Consider the following 16,455-nt stretch of genomic DNA (forward strand, 5'->3'; position numbering starts at 1 on the left):
GAGCATTGTTTCTTATTGAAGATACATGCCTGTAGTTAGTTATGTATCAAGACCGGCAGCCGATCGGGCCGCCTGATCGGCTGCCGGTCTTGATACACCGTGATTCATCATTACACTTATTACACCTTTTATTATTACATTACATTACAATTCGGTCAAGACCGCTTTTCTATATTCTTCCCTTATTGTTATCATTATTACGTTATGATCGTTACATTACATTTTAATTCGGTCTTGACCGTTTTTCTATATTCCGGTCAAGACCGCTTTTCTACAGCCTTACGCAGAGCCAAAAAAATTAGCTGTACCGCTGTACTACATCATCCCAATTGGCCGACACGGCCCGTAGGATGCGCCGAGCCTCTTCTTCGCGCTCTCTGTACGCCTCAAACCGTCTACGGTCACAATACTGATCTACATGCGCTTTGATTAGGTTCTCGATCACGTTTGGATTGAGAGCATCCAACTCCCAGCACTCATGACCAAACTCCGCTATATAACCGTCTGCGCGGCTGTCACTAGCTTTCGTCGGGTTCGGCGGCGGGTCGTACTCTTCGATCTGATCCATATTGAGCGCGATGCGCTTAAACATCGGATTACTTTCAAACAATTCCAACCGGTCTAGGACGTCTCTACTCATGTCCCTACCGCTCGGATCATGATCGCCTAAATGCAATACGATTGTTTGCTTGCCATCATCCTCATACTGCTTCAGGCGGCGGGCGGCGACCCACATTTCTGATTGGCTTACATATCCACGGCACGAAAAAAAGTTTACGTCTAACCTTTGGCAGATCTGGCCGACAACGTTGACAAGAGCATCCTTTTCAACCCAAACCTCAACATAGTTGTCCTGGTCTGACCATTTGTCATATTGAAATTGTTCAGCTGACGCGCGGATAATACTTCCTGGTTCCCTCCAGTGACTGTTGCCTTTCAAATTGCGCGTCCGATCCTCAATGGCCTCCCAATCAATCTTACCGGCCAGCCTAGCATCGGATATGATCGCGCCTAGATTTTTATAGCTCCGCTCATTGTTGGGTATAATATCCCTCGAAACGAGCTGATAATAGACCTGACGCAGCGTAAGCGAATACCCCATCTGTTTGTACTCTGCAATAATCCGGTTAACATGGTCGATTAGCTTGCGGCTCTCCGACCGAAAATTAATTTCCTTATACGCGATTTTCATTGACTGTCTCCCTCCTAATCACTGGTGGTCGATGCCCACCACGAAATGATTCTATAAATCTAGTAAATCAACAAAAAAGAACACAAAAATAGCGCTGGAAACCTAGTTCCAGCGCTTTGCATTCTTCACGTAATAGGTTATAATACACCTAAACGGGTGAATGCTAGCGGTAACTAGCTTTCTACCTGGGCCCCGGATGGCTGGAACCATCCGGGGCTCATTTTCGTTTCTGACGGTTTTTGTTAAACCAATCATAAACCTTCCCCCTGATGCTTGTCCATCTTTTTCCTTTAATCCTATAAAATTATCTGGTATTTTTGATAGATTTCTTCCTTCAGCTCCCTCGCCGCTTGACCGTATGTTAGAGCTGCTGTACCTTTTGATTGCTTGGATAGTCCTAGCAGGTATCTATACCGTTTACCGGCCTCCTGAATGTACGAGACGTCATTTCGCTCCATCTTGGCGTACGGCGTCGTCTGCGGGCCTCTCTGCTCGTTATAGAGCATCCTGGTATTCCCCTCGTTCGGCGCACAGCTCTATATACTTGGCACGCTCCAGATCCGTCAGCTCGTCCTCTGGTATGTTGTAGTAGGCATAGCCCAAAACCATCAGCCGCCGCGAGGAATCACGCCGCTTATGATTTAGACAACGGGACGGAACCAGAATGCACCCACTCATTTGAGCAATCTGCTCGGCAGCTCGCAGCGTCGTGTTACGGTAGTATTCGTCTACCAAGTCTTTGTAACGGCCCACCGGCATTTTAGGATACAAATAAGCCAGCTTGCGCGGATCGCGCTCGATCTTCTCGTTAGCTACTAAGGATAAGGCTGCTTTCGTCATCATTCGGCGTTACATCCTTTCTAAAACGATATAAACCGCGCATATGAGCGGCTTCAAGCTCTATCATAAATTTCTCTTGCTCCGGAGCGGTTTTAGGGAGCGGAAACTTGCTTACAAAGCTATAGCTGTCAAACAGGTTTAAACGATGAATGGCTTTGAGCTTATAGTTAGGCAAAAACTTACTGTGCAGATACTTGCCGAACCGGCCGCCAAAGTCAGCCTGGTAGTCGTAATAGTCAAAGTAAGTGCCGCCCGCCGTCCTCCGTACCATGATCAAAACCTCAATAATTTCTCGTATCCGGGTATCCAGCCGGTTAACAGACGGTGTAGCAAATACTTGTATGCTTGCCATCTTTCTGACGAACGTCATTAATTCCGTTGCTAAAATATTTTGTGAGTCCGAAAACCGCCTAGAGTCAAATGAGCGATGAGCCTCATCCCAAATGCAAATGCTGCCATGAGCTTCAGCTACTTTAAACCAGTCCTGCGGAGTATCCATCCGCTCAGCGCCGTAAAGATCATAGTTGGCAAATAGCTTCAGCTGTCCGCCAAGCGCTTCCGTCCCGTTTTTCCAAAGCCAGGGAAATAGGCTTGCCCCGGTTGTCTTTCCGGCTCCAAGCGGACCAGATATACAGATTAAGTGAGCCATTGCTTTCTCTCCTTTCGATATTTGTATACAGATTTCACGCTGCAGGAGCTCTTCTGGAAGAAAAAGTGTATACAAATTATGATCGCCGGCGAAACCAGGTTCGCCCTTTTTGTATACAGATTCCTCGTTGGCCAACGCCGATCGGCGCTGCAGCAACCAGGAAGTTGTATACAAATCTTTTCTTTCCGCAAAATAAATGTTTGACAAAGTAAAACAAATTATATATTATTGATTTATAAAGTTAAACAATTATTTGAGAGGATGATAAAAATGAAAGCATGGACGGTAAAATTTAAGTCTGTTAATCAAGACGACTATTGTGAAACTGTATCTGGTCGAGACGAGAAAGAGGCATTTAAAAACGCTCAACGCATGACTATTAAAAGAGACGATCGCGATAAAGTTGAATGGATTAAAGAGGACCTTAAAGCAAATCTGCCTTACCCAAACTGATACCGCCCCTTGCTGGACTCTCTGAGGCTGCTGAACTGCTTGGCTGGTCTAAACAGCAAGTATCCGTTTATGTTAAGCGTGCCGAGAAATATCGGTCAGAGCTGAGAGAGGGGAAACGGGACTCGTTACCCCCCGATATTTTCCCCGAAGAAACACAGCGCCTTGCAAGTGGGCCTCTTTGGATAAAAAAAACAATTGAAGATTACCGGGATCGGGACTCTCATTCATGAGAGTCCTTCTACAGCGGTTTCCACATCAGTAGGATTCCAGAGCTTTTCTTTCTGCAAACCGATGTTATAACCAAACAATCGCAAGAGAATATAAACGGCGCTACATACAGTCGTGCTGATGGCCATAAAGAAGAAACAAGATCCACTTACAAAATTCGCACCAGCCTTTGTATCTAAAAAGTCTGAAAAAGCTTGAAGATTACCCAATATGTATGCTCTCTCAGCTGTTAAGGCCAACATGTTAAAAGACATTTTAAAGAAAAGAACAGGTACAGCCACCGCCAAAAGCAGCGATGTTATGCTTAAAATTCGGTATAGTAATAGCTCTGTTTTAGGCAATGGTTCGTTCGACTTCCTTATCCAATTCATTACTCCTTCCCCTTCCCGTTGCCTGGAGCCACAATAAGCGGCCGAGGCGGTTTTGGTATAAGCTCTTGCATCGTATCCAGATAAACCGATGTTGGCGCTACTGCCTTTTTCCAGTGGCCGGTTTTCTCATCGGTTCCGATTAGCCGGTCAATCATCCACTTGTACGGATTTTCTTTTCCATGCAGCCGGTCGTTATCCCCCAACGAAAGCAATAGGATGGCTGCACGCAGCTGCTCCTCACTTACCGATTGGGCGACGTTCTCCATATACTCTAAAACCTGTTTAACGTCCGATACATGCTGCACGTTCGGGAACAAGTCATCAGACAAAATCGATTGAATCCGATCGGCGTTACGCTGGCCCTCTGTATTCATCATTTAAAGATCACCGCCAGCAGCAGTACGCCGATCAGGGCATACAGCATGATGCTTCGAATGTTGATGCCGGAACCTTCCGGTTCCGGCGGTTTCTGGAACTGCGTTACCTGCCGTAAGACAATAGACTTCTCGAGCGCCGCAAGCCGCTGTGTATCCCTTACGTACTCCGCATCCGACCGAAGGACGAATATACGACCGGATGGGCCTACAAAAGCTTGGAGATCGCCGACCGGCACCGCATAGTCCTGGGACGGGGAATCGGCATAAACACTCTGATCATCCGTGTTATAGATTGTGGCAATATCAGCCGTACCGTCTTCCTCCAGAATCACCAGCTTGTCCCGATCAGGAACGGGCTTTCTGAGCTTGGAAACGATCATGATGGCCACCTTCTTTCCGCTTTAACCAGCGCCAAACTAAAAAGACGGGAATCGCCCCAATCGATAGGCCAAAGCTTAATCCAGCGCCGATCGATACAAAATAGCCAAATACTTCAGACTCCATCCGAAAATACCTCCTGTAATATTTTTAGCTTTGTTGTTGCTCTGCTGTAATGATAATCCACCCACTCAAGATCCGGCTCCGGGGATAAAAATAAATCATTCAAGCCGGTCAGATGATCACCTATATCCTTAATAAGCATGTCTTGATATTGCTTTTTAAAGTCAGGCATAGCATGTATCCTCCTCGCGTATACATTTTCCGGCAGCCTGGTCCGGATCCGGCCGTCAATTCGTATACAATTTTTGCATGGCCAACGCGTCCGGACCGCGTTATCTGTATACAATCACCACCACTTGGTAGAGCTTTTTACCTTTAGGTACATATTCCAGCCGGCCTTTACGAGAAATAACGTTGCCAGCAGCACAATACCAGACAAGGCCGACTTTACAACCAATTGCCATGAGCTGGGCAAATAACCAAAAAAGGAAAAGTAGTTATTGAGATTGATGCCCTTTCCGGCAACCAATCCGGCATGGCCGATCATGTTAGCCATGAGCTGCAGCCAGCCGATCGGAGCGCCAAAGATCGTATCCACCAAATTCCTCACCGGCTGCGGCACGAGATCAAACATCAATCATCCCCTCCCGACGATGACAAAATCCGTATTACTCCGTAGGCCGTCATAATCCAAATAGCAAAGGACAGTACATAAGCGATTTTATCCAGCTGGTAAGGCTCCAGCGCGATAAAAACCTGTGTAATCGCATTCGACCAGCTGCCGTGATCGGGAGGAGCCGATTGAATCCAGACCAGACCGGCTAATGTTTTAAACAAGCCCATAACAAAGGCATAGAGCAGCTTGCCGATCGCAACGAGTACCTTTATCAGCGTCACGATTAGGACGCCCAGCTTGTAAATAAAATAGAAGATGATGCCGAGCAGCGCCAGGATCGGCGTAAAGAGAAACTTTAGGACAGTGACTAGGCCATTGATCAGGCTGCCGAACATGTCGCCCAAAAAGTGAAGCGTAACGTTTAAGAGATTCTGGAAGAAGGAGCCTACCCAATTCAGAATCTTTGCTACCATTTGATTCGGCCCTTTTTCATCAGCTTAACGAGAAAGCTAATCGTTAGATCAGCAAAGCTGATGGCCCCTATAAGCATTAGGATCGGGGAAATCTGCCGGATATACGGCATAGCTTCTAAAGCAATATTAGCGTCCACCTTTCCGCCCCCCTCTGCTTGTCCGTCCGGTTCGCTGGCTGCGGCCGCTTGTTCGTCCCCCTCTGGACTTTCTGCCGCCGTCTGATGCTTTAGCAGCTGCCCGAGCTTCTCTGGCTTTACGATTCCGTTCTTCCCTTGCTTTGGCTTGCCGCTGCTCCCGATTGAGATAGCTGACTTCCTTCACCCATCGATCACGTTCGGATGTCCGGCCTAGCCGTGTCAGCAGCTCGTACTTATCATCCCTTGCCTTATTGAGCTTCCGTTCCCTTGCCCGCCGTTCTTTTTCTTCCGGCGACAATGGCTGCCGCTGTTTGGGCTGCTTTTGTTCAGCAGCCCGCTGTTTTTCTTCCTTTGAACGCGGCAACATCTTACGAAATAGCCAGGCCATAAATTCAAAGATCCAACGGCTGAAGAATAGGCCCAAAACTAATACGATATACAGCTTGTACTTGCCCAAAAACGAAAAGGTAGTTTGTATGATATCTAAAACCGAATTCAATTGATTGGATGATCCCAAATCTAACTGCTTGCCTGGTCGAGCATGTACAGCGTTAGAAGCTTCCCCTTCCGCACCATCAATAATGGATGAGATCCGATAAGCGTAAACCACTCCATTTGTGAGATTTTCGTCCAGATAACTCGTCTCACTGGTTGTCGCCAGCGCCTCGTCATTCCGGTAAATCTTATAAGCTGTGGCATCCGCTACAGCGTCCCATTTGATAGTGATGCTTTGATCCTTAGCCTTTGCCGTTACGTTATTTGGTATATTGGACGGTTTAATTTCCGTTCTTATCGATAACGGATTGCTATTTGTCGATTCGTTTCCGGATTGGTCAACCGCGCGAACCGTGTAGTTGTAGAGCGTATCCGGCGTTAGTCCGTCCACTTCAAAAGAATTATCTTTGACGTTAGATTTGATTAGTACGCCGCCTTGATACACGTTATAGCTGTCCAGGTCCTCATCAGGTGGTACAAGCCATGTCAGCGTCACTTTAGTGGTTCCGGCTGTTCCACTTAGGCCAGATGGCGGCTGAGGAGCTGAGGCATCCATATAATAGGTAACTGCTGCTGATTTGGGCGATTCATTGGATGATGTATCAATTGCAGTTACCTTGAAGCTATAGGTCCGGTTGTCTTCCAGATCGGTGACCATGTATTCGTTTGGGATGACAATCGATTTATTTATTTGAGCATCGTCCTGGTAAACGTTATAACCGGCCAGATCAGGCTCCGTGTTGGCCGTCCATTGCAGTTGCGTCGAATGATCACCAGCCGGATTTGATGTAAGCCCAATTGGTGCTATAGGCGAAATCGTATCGAAATAAGAATAGACGGGCTGTGATTTCGCTGATTCGTTCCCATCCATATCAATGGATGTTATCTGAATCGTATGGTTAACATTATTGCTTACAGATGCAGCATAACTTGCTTGCCAAATCGGTGAACTATTTATTTTCATACCGTCAACATAAACGTTATAACCAGCTAAATCAGCAGCTGTTACAGCTTCCCAGGTCAAGTTTACTTTTCCATCTACAGCAGAGCCTTCTAAATTACTTGGAACCGGTGGCGGTGCTGTTGAAGTACCATAAACATTAAGTTCATATAACGTTGCTATGTTACTTGAAATATTTACAAAAGCAACTTTTTTTACATTCGACCAATTCGCAGTTTTTAAAGACCCATCATAAACCGTATCAATTGCATAAATTTGTAAACCATTTGAATCATATGCAAGGATACGTAGTCGTATATTTGAATTTAAACGATACCCATTAATAGAAACCGGCGAAGAAAATTCATACCATAAAGTATCTTGATTACCTCCATAAGATGTAAAAGATACACTAGTAGTTTCAACATTGTCTGTGGCTGCTAAAGTAGTTATATAACTATTTGTTTCATCTGAGCCCTTATTCATTGTTTTTCCATCTAATAAACCGCCGGAATAATTAATAGGTACAACACCAAAAACATCAAATTCATTTACTGTAATTCCAGATGGGCGATTACTATTAGTATTAATCAAAGCAACATACGTTACATTCGAAACAGCTGCAGGAGTTTTTACACCAGTAATAACAGACTCGGCAGATAATAATAATGTTTTATTCGCATCGTAAAAATTAACGTTCAAGCCAGAACTAATAGCTGCACTCAATTGATAATGCGTTATATTTACAGGACTATCGAACTTATACCAAATAGTATCCAAAATATTGTAGGTTAAACCTGATCCCGTTCCGACATCACTATCAGTAATATTAGTTTTTGGATAAGAAACATCATCTAAATCCGCACCTACATAAACCGTTTTCCCCCCCAACAAACCTCCCGGGTAAGCAAAAGCCTTGCTAGCAAACGGTAAAATCAACATCATAACCAATAATGAAGTCATTAACAGTGCTAACTTCTTTTTCATTTTCATTTCGATCACCTTCTTTTAAGGGAGTCTAGTTACCTAAATCCTTTTGTGGTATCGGTATAATGCCGGTTGTTCCATCAGGAATCGGAATGGAGCTGCTGCTGCCGTTTGGCACCGGCATATCAGCCGGTGGTATATCTTCTCCTCCTGAATCCGCTGGGATCGGCATCTCATATGGCGTATCGATTGTATCCGGCTGCTTAATGCCGTTGCTGCTGTTCCGCTCATCGCCCGGGTAAACAAATTCCCCAACGCCGTCGGAATCAATATACTTATCCGGATCGTAAATCTCGATCGGCTGAGAATCATCCTCCACCTCGATCTGTTCCCCTTGGGTAATGTCCGTATCTAAAGGGCCATTGTTAAAATCTGATGGAACTGCCGGTGCTATGCTGGCCTGAGGCACGTTTGTATCTACGGCTGGTATATTGGGTCGAACATTGTTTTCAATCTCTGGGACCGATGGCGGAACCGGCACATCACCGAAGTAGTCGGCAAACTTGCCAACAAACGTATCGGCTATATCCTCCCAATTGGGCGGCGGCGGCAGCGCGTTTTTAATGGCTCCCGTGAGATCGCCCATGTAAGTATCCCAATCGGGACAAGCTAGTGCATCGGATAACCACTGACAGGCATCACAATCGCTATTATTCTCTCCGCCATTTGGCGTAGAATCGTTTTTTATGTAATCTGACTGACCTAGTGACTGTCCGTTTGAATCTACGGCAACGAATGTATACGTTCCGTCGTCCGTTATATGCCATGAAGTTACCCCTGTTTGTTGTGTTATCTTGATGCCATCCTTATAAATGTCGTAGTGATCGGCGCCCACAACAAAATCCCAAGATAGATCGGTGGAGCCGTCTGCTCTATCGGTTCCCCTTATATTCAGATCATTTTTGAGCTGGTCGGCGTTATCATAAGACTGACAAGCAGGGTTCTGGATTTTCGTAGTTTGGACTTGCGCGGTCTCTCCTACCTTCATACTGTCCTGGTACACCTCGATGATGTACGTACCGTTGCAGGTAAGATACCAATGACCATTTGGCACGTTATTGCTCCAAAGCTCGTAATAAACGCCTGTACTGGTCCAGTAATTGAGCTTGGACCGATTGGCTGCTGTATCCCAATCGTAGTAGTTCAGTAAATACTCATCCCGTACACTTAAATAAATGAGTTGGTTGCCAACCACCGGTGATTGCGGCGGGCTCCAAGGCTCCGCGGCCTGTGCGGTTGCGCTAGTAAGTAAAAGATAAAATTGTAAGACGATCGCCAGAATACCAAGCTTTTTACGCATGTTCATACCCCACTATAAGAAAAGGGACGGGGAACCCCCCGCCCCTTTTTGGCGTTTTGATTACTTCGAGAACTTCGGAAGCTTCTTCCAGAGCCAGATGATAAAACCAATGGCGACCGGCGCAAAGATAACACCAAGAACAAGCATCGTGTATTGCCCGAACATGTTCATGAAGCTGAAACCGGTACCTACAACATCATTAACGTCAATACCAACCTCTTGTGTACTGAAGTCCATCGGTGCAGCACCTACAACAGATGGAACGGCTGCAAACACGGCAATGGCAGCCGTCAGGATACCTGCCATTTTACCGCGCAGTTTTTTCGGTTGAGCCTGTCCTTCTTCCGCTTGCTTATTACGTTTAAACAAATTTTTGATGAATCCCATAATTATTTTTCCTCCCATTAATCGATTTTTGGTTTATATATGAGCCGGGCGGCCGTTCCCGATTCTCAACAGAGTTTAAATTTCCCGATAATCATAATCATCGTCGTCATCGTTGTTTCGATTGAAAAGATTAGCGATCATAATTAAAATCGTTGTGGCAAGCATGACTGCCGTACCGATCATGACCCACACTTGATTAATTTTCAGAAACCATTTTACATAGTACCAGAACAGCGGAAGCTGCTCTTCCCAATGAGGTGACGGCAGATCCGGAAACTGATCCATTAACCCGCCTTCCTTCGCATAAAGATCGACACCAGGAATCCTAACAGCATCCCTGCCAAGCAAACGGCAACTACGATCATCACGAACGGTGAACCGGTAGCCATAAAGTTACGGAACATCTGCCACATAAATGTCCAATCCCAAATGTCGCTTACATTCATTCAGCCACTCCCTTCTCACGTTCTGCTGCAACGTGTTTCCACAAATAGACTAGGGAGAAGATCAAAACAATCGCGACACCGAAGACTGTGAGAATGACCTGAAGCGGATGCAGCTCCAGAAAAGCAAGAACCGCGCTCAAGTACAATTCTGATGGGATGCCTATGACCATCTGAGCGACACCGCCTTTCCGATTACATAGATCATCAGAGCTAAAATAATCGGCAGCGCAATTGCATCAACTAGACCTTCCATTGCTATCGCCTCCATACAATTTTCATTAGGGTACTCAGGATCAAGAACAGCAGAAGCAGCGCAATCATCGTAGCAACGATTAAATCTCCCAGCGAAACTTCGTGCAGGATTCGGATAACGCCACTTGCGGTTTCAAAGTCCGTATATAGCGCCCCTGTCGTCTCTACGGGTTCCGTTGATGGCGTTGGCAGCTCCTCATTCATGTTCCTTCCTCCCCTCTGAAAATAAAAAAACGGCTGCGAGCAAATGCACGCAGCCGTCCCCTGTACATCACAAACTAAAGTACACGATTTTCACAATTGCGAAAATGTGTTCTTATCGTTATGATGTTAAACAGGGAATCGAGCTGCTCGTTCAACTCGGTTCCTTAGCCGGTTAGAAGTGCTACCAACACTCCTGACCGGCGTTTTTTGTATGTAGTTTGATATGACATAAGTTTTGCTCAATTTGCCTTTTTCGTCAATACGGTGCAGTTTTAGTAGGGATTGGAACCGCTAAAGCCCTTGATAATACTGGGTTTTTCGCATCTATCTTCCTACTAATTCTGCACCCTTTTAGTGCCTTTAGGGGCTTTTTTTGTCCTAATTTAGGGCAAATTGACTAAAAAAAATTTTTCTAGACCTAAATTAGCACGAACATGTGTTTCTAGTCAAACCAATAAATGCCATTTGGAGCCCTTTTTCTGAATATTCTTCATTTACTGAGTTGGCGGCGCGCCCAGATTATATACCATTACTACGTAATGATTTCTAATTCTGCACCCTTTTACTGAGATTTCGGCTATTTTGGGTTAATGCCGATCGTTTAGCTCCTGTACGGTTTATTAAGGTTTATACAAAGGTTTTAACCATCGATTAATAGGAACGTTTATTCTGATCTGAATATATGTTCTTATTCAGTTTAAAAAAAAAAGGATAAACTGTCGATCATTTTTTTTTGTAAATGTCGTTAATTATTTTCTCAATGACGTGCTTTGGATTACCATCCTTGGAAATTTCATTAATTACTTTTTGTAGCAGATTAATTGTTATGGATTTTGTCTTTTCTTCTTCCGGTTTCCGCGATCGTCCCAACTGCTTCCCCCTGCTGGACAATCTCGCCTTTTGTTTTTTCTTTCTATTTTACCTCAGTTCGGGTCGATCGGGACAAAAAAAATAAGCAGCCTCGGTAGCTGCTCTAACCTGTTATTTAAGTGTTCGGGCCAAATCAAAGGTTTTCTTGTCGATTGTAAGCGAATTTTCATAGTGTTCAATGAGGAATTGTACACCCGAAGCATCTGAAGCAAACCCAAGAGACTTGTTTAAGTGCATGTAGCCGCGCTTCAGCTCTTCGCCGAGGTAAATCATGGTTTCCTGCTGCTTCTGCTTCTCCAGCTGTCGTTGCTCGTCCTGTTCACGTTTTAGCTGCTCATTATCGTTATAGTACCGGATTAACTTTTCAATCACTTCGTAATGTGTACCGGCTCGTAGCGTGCCTTTCATTTCCTCGACGGCTTCTTTCAATTCAATCGGTACCTGTATCGGTGTTCTTGATGACATTTCATTGCCTCCTGTATACGTTTTTCAGCTGCAGCTGTCGGATCCCAATGCTTATCTGTATACAAAAACGCAGCTGCCGGCGCTTCCTGGTCTTCATTTTTGTATACATTTTCTTCAGGCGCCGGCGCAGATCCGCGCTGCAGCTCCCAGGTATCTGTATACATTATATAATCAGGGGTTTGCTTATAACTCGAGCTTCAAACTTCTCGAACAAATCATCTTCAGGCTTTTCAAATATTCCTGCATCGTTTTCTTGTTCATTGAGGGGGATTATCTCCATATATCCCCGGCTTTCAAGAGCGGTCTTGGCTGCATCATAGCTAATTGCAAACTCATCATCTGTGAAATAGGCTCTATGTTGGATTATAAAAATTTTACTCATTGTTTGTCCTCACTTTCTTGTGTATCTCTGCACATTGGAGTGCCTTGCGAGTTAAGCCTTGGGGTAAATGGAGTATTGCTTGACATGGCTAGATACTGGCAGCCTGTCTCTTTATCATAGAGAACCCATCCCAATTCATCATGTCCTAGATATTCTGTTGTGAAGTTACCTTCCAGTGGGCTTTTTTTCGAAAATGTGAAGGCTCCTTCTACTAGGCTATTATCGTCCGCCGCCGAACAAGACGTTAGTAAAAGAAATGCAGATAATATTGCTATAGTGGGCAGCCATCTTTTCAAGACTTTCAACCTCCGTATTCCTTCAAATTAGGTCAAAATAGGCGATTTTGCTTCCGTGGAACAATTGCAAAAAAATCGTTATTTTATGACATTAATTATTCATAGCCTTGTTCCGTTTTCTCCGGATTGCTTCGACTAGCTCCGATTTTCATTTTTCGGAGCGCCGGACATTTGCACAAAATAATGTATTTGATACATATGTCCTCATTTTGCGAATACTTTGTCAAAGTAAAAAACCGAATTTAGTATAACCACTATAAGCCCCGCCAGAAAAAACCAATTAGAATAATACTTCATACCATAAGCCGTTATACAGAAGGTAATAAGCTGGAAATAGACAAAGAGGAAATGTTTTAACTGACCAATTTTCATGCTGTTCACTCCTTCCTTAAACTCTCCAGCTCAAACGAATAGCCCTCAATAGCACCCTCATGTCCATAAAAACTAATCCGCTGCCCTTTCTTCAAATCCTTAATATTTACTGCTTCATCATACGCTTTTCCGCCAATAACCAGCTGATACGTTTTGATATCGCCAAAAATTCCTTGCTTTACATGCACCTGAACAGACTCAACAAGACCAACACCCTCAAAATACGAAGCTTTATACGCACGTTGTTTAGCGTTCTCTTGCTTTACAGCAAACACAGTAAATATGATACCGCCAAGTAAAATCAAAGTAAGTATAACGTTCAATGCCTTATTCCAGGCCCAAATAGTCTCCTTATCAGCTTGTTCCATTCACAAAGACTCCTTCAAAATATGATATAACATCAAAAGAAAATAATCTCCTTCATCTCGATTCCTTCGCAACAGCCGATTTCAACTCTCTAGCTGCCTGTTTAAGCTTCTTTGTTGTTTCGGACAGCTGGGCCGCCTTTTGATTAAATTCTTCCAGCGCTTTTGTAAACTTCGGCAGCTTATTCATTTCTGATACCTGCCGAACTCCTTATACCAGCCCTTTGACGGCCGGAGATCTTCAGGCAGGTTTTTATATTTCCTCTTATAACCCAGCTCATCAGCCAACCAATTCGAAATCATTGCAAGTGCTCCCATTCCCATGAAAACATAAAAGAACCAATACACTGTTGTTATGCCTCCCTTTTGCCTTTCTGACTTGAAAAAACTTCATTCAGAGTCTTTCCTCGCAAGTAGCCAAAACAGACCGATCGCCAAGAGATACCCAAATCCCCACTCTATAAATCCAATCAATTTTCAACCTCTTTCTGGCGGCGTGCATTAGTTGCAGGTTGCTTCAAGCTAGCTGATAGCTTATCGAACATGCTGGCCTGTTGCTCTAATTGCTTCCGCAACGCTTCAATCTCTCCTTGCATTTGCCCCGATTTCACCTTTTCTTCTGTAAGAGCAGCCAACGCTTGCCGTTCCCTTTCAATGGCCATTTCTTTATCTTCCTTATGCGCCTGGACGCTATCACGCAGGTTTTCTTGCTTCAGTTCCAGTTTGTCTATGAGAGCTTTCAGTTGATCCACTTCGCGGATCGCGGCGGCCTTGGCCGTCTTTAGCTCATCGGTCTTTGACCGTTCATTCTCCAATTCCGCCTCTAAACGGCTGCCGCTTAACCGTTCGTTCTCAATCTCCAGGCGTTGCCGCTGAACTTCTTCTTCAAGCTCAAGCTTGCGCTTAGTTATGTCATCTAATCGTTCTTGCGTTCGACCACTTGACTCGAGTAAATCCGATATTGTGTGCTCAGCTTCACTAAATAGACCTTTTACGTTCGTATGCGCTAACTGCTCTTGAGTGAGTAAAACACCGGTCTCATAAGCCTGTCCCTGCGCTTCTGTTACGTCCAGAAGCGCCTTATCCAGCTTTTCGGTCACCTGGTCGGCATAGGCTGCCATTTCTTGTATTTGATCCTCAATTGCCGCCCGTTCCACAGCCAGCTCCGCGCGATCCTCCGCGAGTCCATCCTCAGCCTGTTTGATTGCAACTGCCCACGTTTCATTCCCAAAGGCCATTAGCCGGTCAAGGATGGTTTGTGGCGCAGCTTGGACGGAGTCAGCCTTTTTCTTTTCCAAGCGCCATTCACGCATGTAATTGTTAAGCGTTGTAAAGCTACCCGCACCGAGAATATCGCGTATTGCCGTTACCGTCGGTGCCTTTCCTTCCGCGGCAAGCGCCGTTGCCGTCGCGAATACCTGTTCTTTCGTGATTTTCATTCGTTTTTGCCTCCTTAGTTCGTCTTCCTGCTTCTATTATATCACACCGCATACGATAATGTAAACACTTTACATTACTACATTATGTTACATTACTACATTACACAACATTACATTTCCAGTAATCCGGTCATGACCGCTTTTCTGCGGCAAGCTATTTCAGCCCCCACCAGCGCTTCTTTTTCTGATGCTCCTGTTCCTTCTCTGCGGCCCTGATCTCAAGTTGTGCCCTGGTACGTGCTTCCCGACTTTCCGTAATGTATTCCGTAATCAGTTTGTCGCGGGCCTGATCGCGGAGCTCTCGCTGCTCGAGCTGATGAAGGAGCAGCCGGTTAAATTCTTCCTGCCGCTGTTGGTATTCAAGCAGCTGCGCGATATGGGCCCTCAGCTCCGCAACCTCGTCCGGCGCAGTCGGCAAATTCACAACCGGTTCGGCGGCGGCTGCCAGTTCCCCACCAGACAAATAATTTTTGATCTGCCGTGTCGAATAGCCCTGCTGACGATGCAGCCGCTGGATGGTTCGCAACACTTCCATAGCTTCCGGCGGATATAGGTTGTAATTATTCTTCTCGCCCTTGATAAGCGACAAATACTGCTTGAAATACCGCGTCCAGTTCCGTATGACGTGAGCCGTCTCATTTAGTTCGCTTGCGACCTCATTTACTTTAAGTTCCATGCTTTCACCCCTCAGAATAGTGGTTTAGTAATCACTTTTATTCAGCATTTTACTTATGTTCGATCTTATCGGCTGTATCTCCTTGCTACGTGCTACCTGCCACGTTTGCCTCCGCTTTCGCTCCGGTTCCGCTCAGATCGCAGAACATTGATGGACAACGAAGATCACGTTGCCCACAATCTTCTACGATCTAACCGGCTGTGTTCTCCTGTTTCATCGGCTTCGCCGGTTGTCGTTCCTTCATTTTTCGTTTTTTTCTTCATTTCAGCGCTTGACGCGCCAGCTGGAAACCTTCACGCTGATCGGGTTGGGTTCAGGCTCCAAGAGCATAGACCACCTACCTGCGCTCACAAAATAAAGATTGCGAGCGCAAATAAGTGGTCATTCATGCGTTTACGCCGCGTAGGGCGGGACGAGTATCCTTGTCACATCCATACCCGAACGAACAGCTGCTATGCTGTGCGCTGCCTTTTGCTACGTAAAGCCAATCCTACGTAATTTGCAGCGCCCTCCCCGTCTTGCGACGGCTTGGCTACCTCCGAACCGATTAACGGCGTTCTCCCGATAGGCTGGCGATCAGCGCGGGTATGGTTACGCCTTAACGATCGTTACGCTGATTTTACTGCAACCGGCTCAGCTGACCCTTACTTAGTTTAACGTGTTGTTCCTGCTCCCCACGACTTGCTTATTTGGTTTTAAGCAATAAGAAAGTAAGCCCTCGAATGGCCATTTTTCAAAAATGGTTCGGAGCATTGTTTCTTATTGAAGATACATGCCTGTAGTTAGTTATGTATCAAGACCG

General features: G+C 45.3%; 18 protein-coding genes. All 18 read right to left on the reverse strand.

The genetic code is table 11. The annotated features are described in order from the left end of the window. Window positions 1–298: 298 nt before the first annotated feature. The 18 genes from Q0577_RS15155 to Q0577_RS15235 all read right to left on the reverse strand — a co-directional run bounded on the left by Q0577_RS15155 (window position 299) and on the right by Q0577_RS15235 (window position 15,653). Window positions 299–1,192 carry a hypothetical protein gene (locus tag Q0577_RS15155; protein ID WP_298737655.1) on the reverse strand — a complete coding sequence of 298 codons (894 nt, stop codon included), beginning with the start codon at window positions 1,190–1,192 and terminating at the stop codon, window positions 299–301. Window positions 1,193–1,687: 495 nt separating this feature from the next. After that, window positions 1,688–2,032 (reverse strand): hypothetical protein, encoded by a 345-nt coding sequence (locus Q0577_RS15160; RefSeq protein ID WP_298737657.1) that lies wholly within the window; start codon window positions 2,030–2,032, stop codon window positions 1,688–1,690. Next, window positions 2,001–2,888: a zonular occludens toxin domain-containing protein gene (locus Q0577_RS15165; protein WP_298737659.1), complete on the reverse strand. Its 888-nt coding sequence runs from the start codon at window positions 2,886–2,888 to the stop codon at window positions 2,001–2,003. The genes Q0577_RS15160 and Q0577_RS15165 overlap by 32 nt, the downstream gene beginning before the upstream one ends. Before the next feature lie 470 nt (window positions 2,889–3,358). Continuing rightward, a complete protein-coding gene (locus tag Q0577_RS15170) occupies window positions 3,359–3,649 on the reverse strand; it encodes a hypothetical protein (protein WP_298737661.1) in 291 nt (96 codons plus the stop codon). A gap of 83 nt (window positions 3,650–3,732) precedes the next feature. Then, the gene (locus Q0577_RS15175) at window positions 3,733–4,107 is read right to left on the reverse strand and encodes a hypothetical protein (protein ID WP_298737662.1); all 375 of its coding nucleotides are present in this window, start codon (window positions 4,105–4,107) and stop codon (window positions 3,733–3,735) included. Beyond that, a complete protein-coding gene (locus Q0577_RS15180; protein ID WP_298737664.1) occupies window positions 4,107–4,499 on the reverse strand; it encodes a hypothetical protein in 393 nt (130 codons plus the stop codon). Before Q0577_RS15180 ends, Q0577_RS15175 begins: the two co-directional genes overlap by 1 nt. Window positions 4,500–4,897: 398 nt before the next feature. Then, window positions 4,898–5,185: a hypothetical protein gene (locus tag Q0577_RS15185; RefSeq protein WP_298737665.1), complete on the reverse strand. Its 288-nt coding sequence runs from the start codon at window positions 5,183–5,185 to the stop codon at window positions 4,898–4,900. Then, window positions 5,185–5,640 carry a hypothetical protein gene (locus tag Q0577_RS15190; protein WP_298737667.1) on the reverse strand — a complete coding sequence of 152 codons (456 nt, stop codon included), beginning with the start codon at window positions 5,638–5,640 and terminating at the stop codon, window positions 5,185–5,187. Before Q0577_RS15190 ends, Q0577_RS15185 begins: the two co-directional genes overlap by 1 nt. Window positions 5,641–5,766: 126 nt before the next feature. After that, a complete protein-coding gene (locus Q0577_RS15195) occupies window positions 5,767–8,199 on the reverse strand; it encodes a fibronectin type III domain-containing protein (RefSeq protein ID WP_298737669.1) in 2,433 nt (810 codons plus the stop codon). Between the two features lie 31 nt (window positions 8,200–8,230). Next, a complete protein-coding gene (locus Q0577_RS15200) occupies window positions 8,231–9,505 on the reverse strand; it encodes a hypothetical protein (protein ID WP_298737670.1) in 1,275 nt (424 codons plus the stop codon). 54 nt (window positions 9,506–9,559) lie between these two features. Beyond that, the gene (locus Q0577_RS15205) at window positions 9,560–9,904 is read right to left on the reverse strand and encodes a hypothetical protein (protein ID WP_298737671.1); all 345 of its coding nucleotides are present in this window, start codon (window positions 9,902–9,904) and stop codon (window positions 9,560–9,562) included. A 57-nt stretch (window positions 9,905–9,961) separates the two neighbouring features. Then, window positions 9,962–10,234: a hypothetical protein gene (locus Q0577_RS15210; protein ID WP_298737673.1), complete on the reverse strand. Its 273-nt coding sequence runs from the start codon at window positions 10,232–10,234 to the stop codon at window positions 9,962–9,964. A 1,535-nt stretch (window positions 10,235–11,769) separates the two neighbouring features. Beyond that, window positions 11,770–12,123: a hypothetical protein gene (locus Q0577_RS15215; protein ID WP_298737674.1), complete on the reverse strand. Its 354-nt coding sequence runs from the start codon at window positions 12,121–12,123 to the stop codon at window positions 11,770–11,772. A gap of 163 nt (window positions 12,124–12,286) precedes the next feature. Beyond that, a complete protein-coding gene (locus tag Q0577_RS15220) occupies window positions 12,287–12,505 on the reverse strand; it encodes a hypothetical protein (protein ID WP_298737676.1) in 219 nt (72 codons plus the stop codon). After that, on the reverse strand, window positions 12,502–12,810 hold the full coding sequence (locus Q0577_RS27230; RefSeq protein ID WP_366884481.1) for a DUF6440 family protein: 309 nt from the start codon (window positions 12,808–12,810) through the stop codon (window positions 12,502–12,504). Before Q0577_RS27230 ends, Q0577_RS15220 begins: the two co-directional genes overlap by 4 nt. Window positions 12,811–13,178: 368 nt before the next feature. Then, window positions 13,179–13,541, reverse strand: a complete 363-nt coding sequence (locus Q0577_RS15225) for a hypothetical protein (protein ID WP_298737677.1) — start codon at window positions 13,539–13,541, stop codon at window positions 13,179–13,181. A gap of 467 nt (window positions 13,542–14,008) precedes the next feature. Further along, complete coding sequence (locus tag Q0577_RS15230) at window positions 14,009–14,977, reverse strand: DNA-binding protein (RefSeq protein WP_298737678.1); 969 nt, start codon at window positions 14,975–14,977, stop codon at window positions 14,009–14,011. Between the two features lie 154 nt (window positions 14,978–15,131). Beyond that, window positions 15,132–15,653, reverse strand: a complete 522-nt coding sequence (locus Q0577_RS15235; RefSeq protein WP_298737679.1) for a MerR family transcriptional regulator — start codon at window positions 15,651–15,653, stop codon at window positions 15,132–15,134. Between the last annotated feature and the right edge of the window lie 802 nt (window positions 15,654–16,455).

Source organism: uncultured Chitinophaga sp., from assembly GCF_937898475.1.
Taxonomy (GTDB): domain Bacteria; phylum Bacteroidota; class Bacteroidia; order Chitinophagales; family Chitinophagaceae; genus Chitinophaga.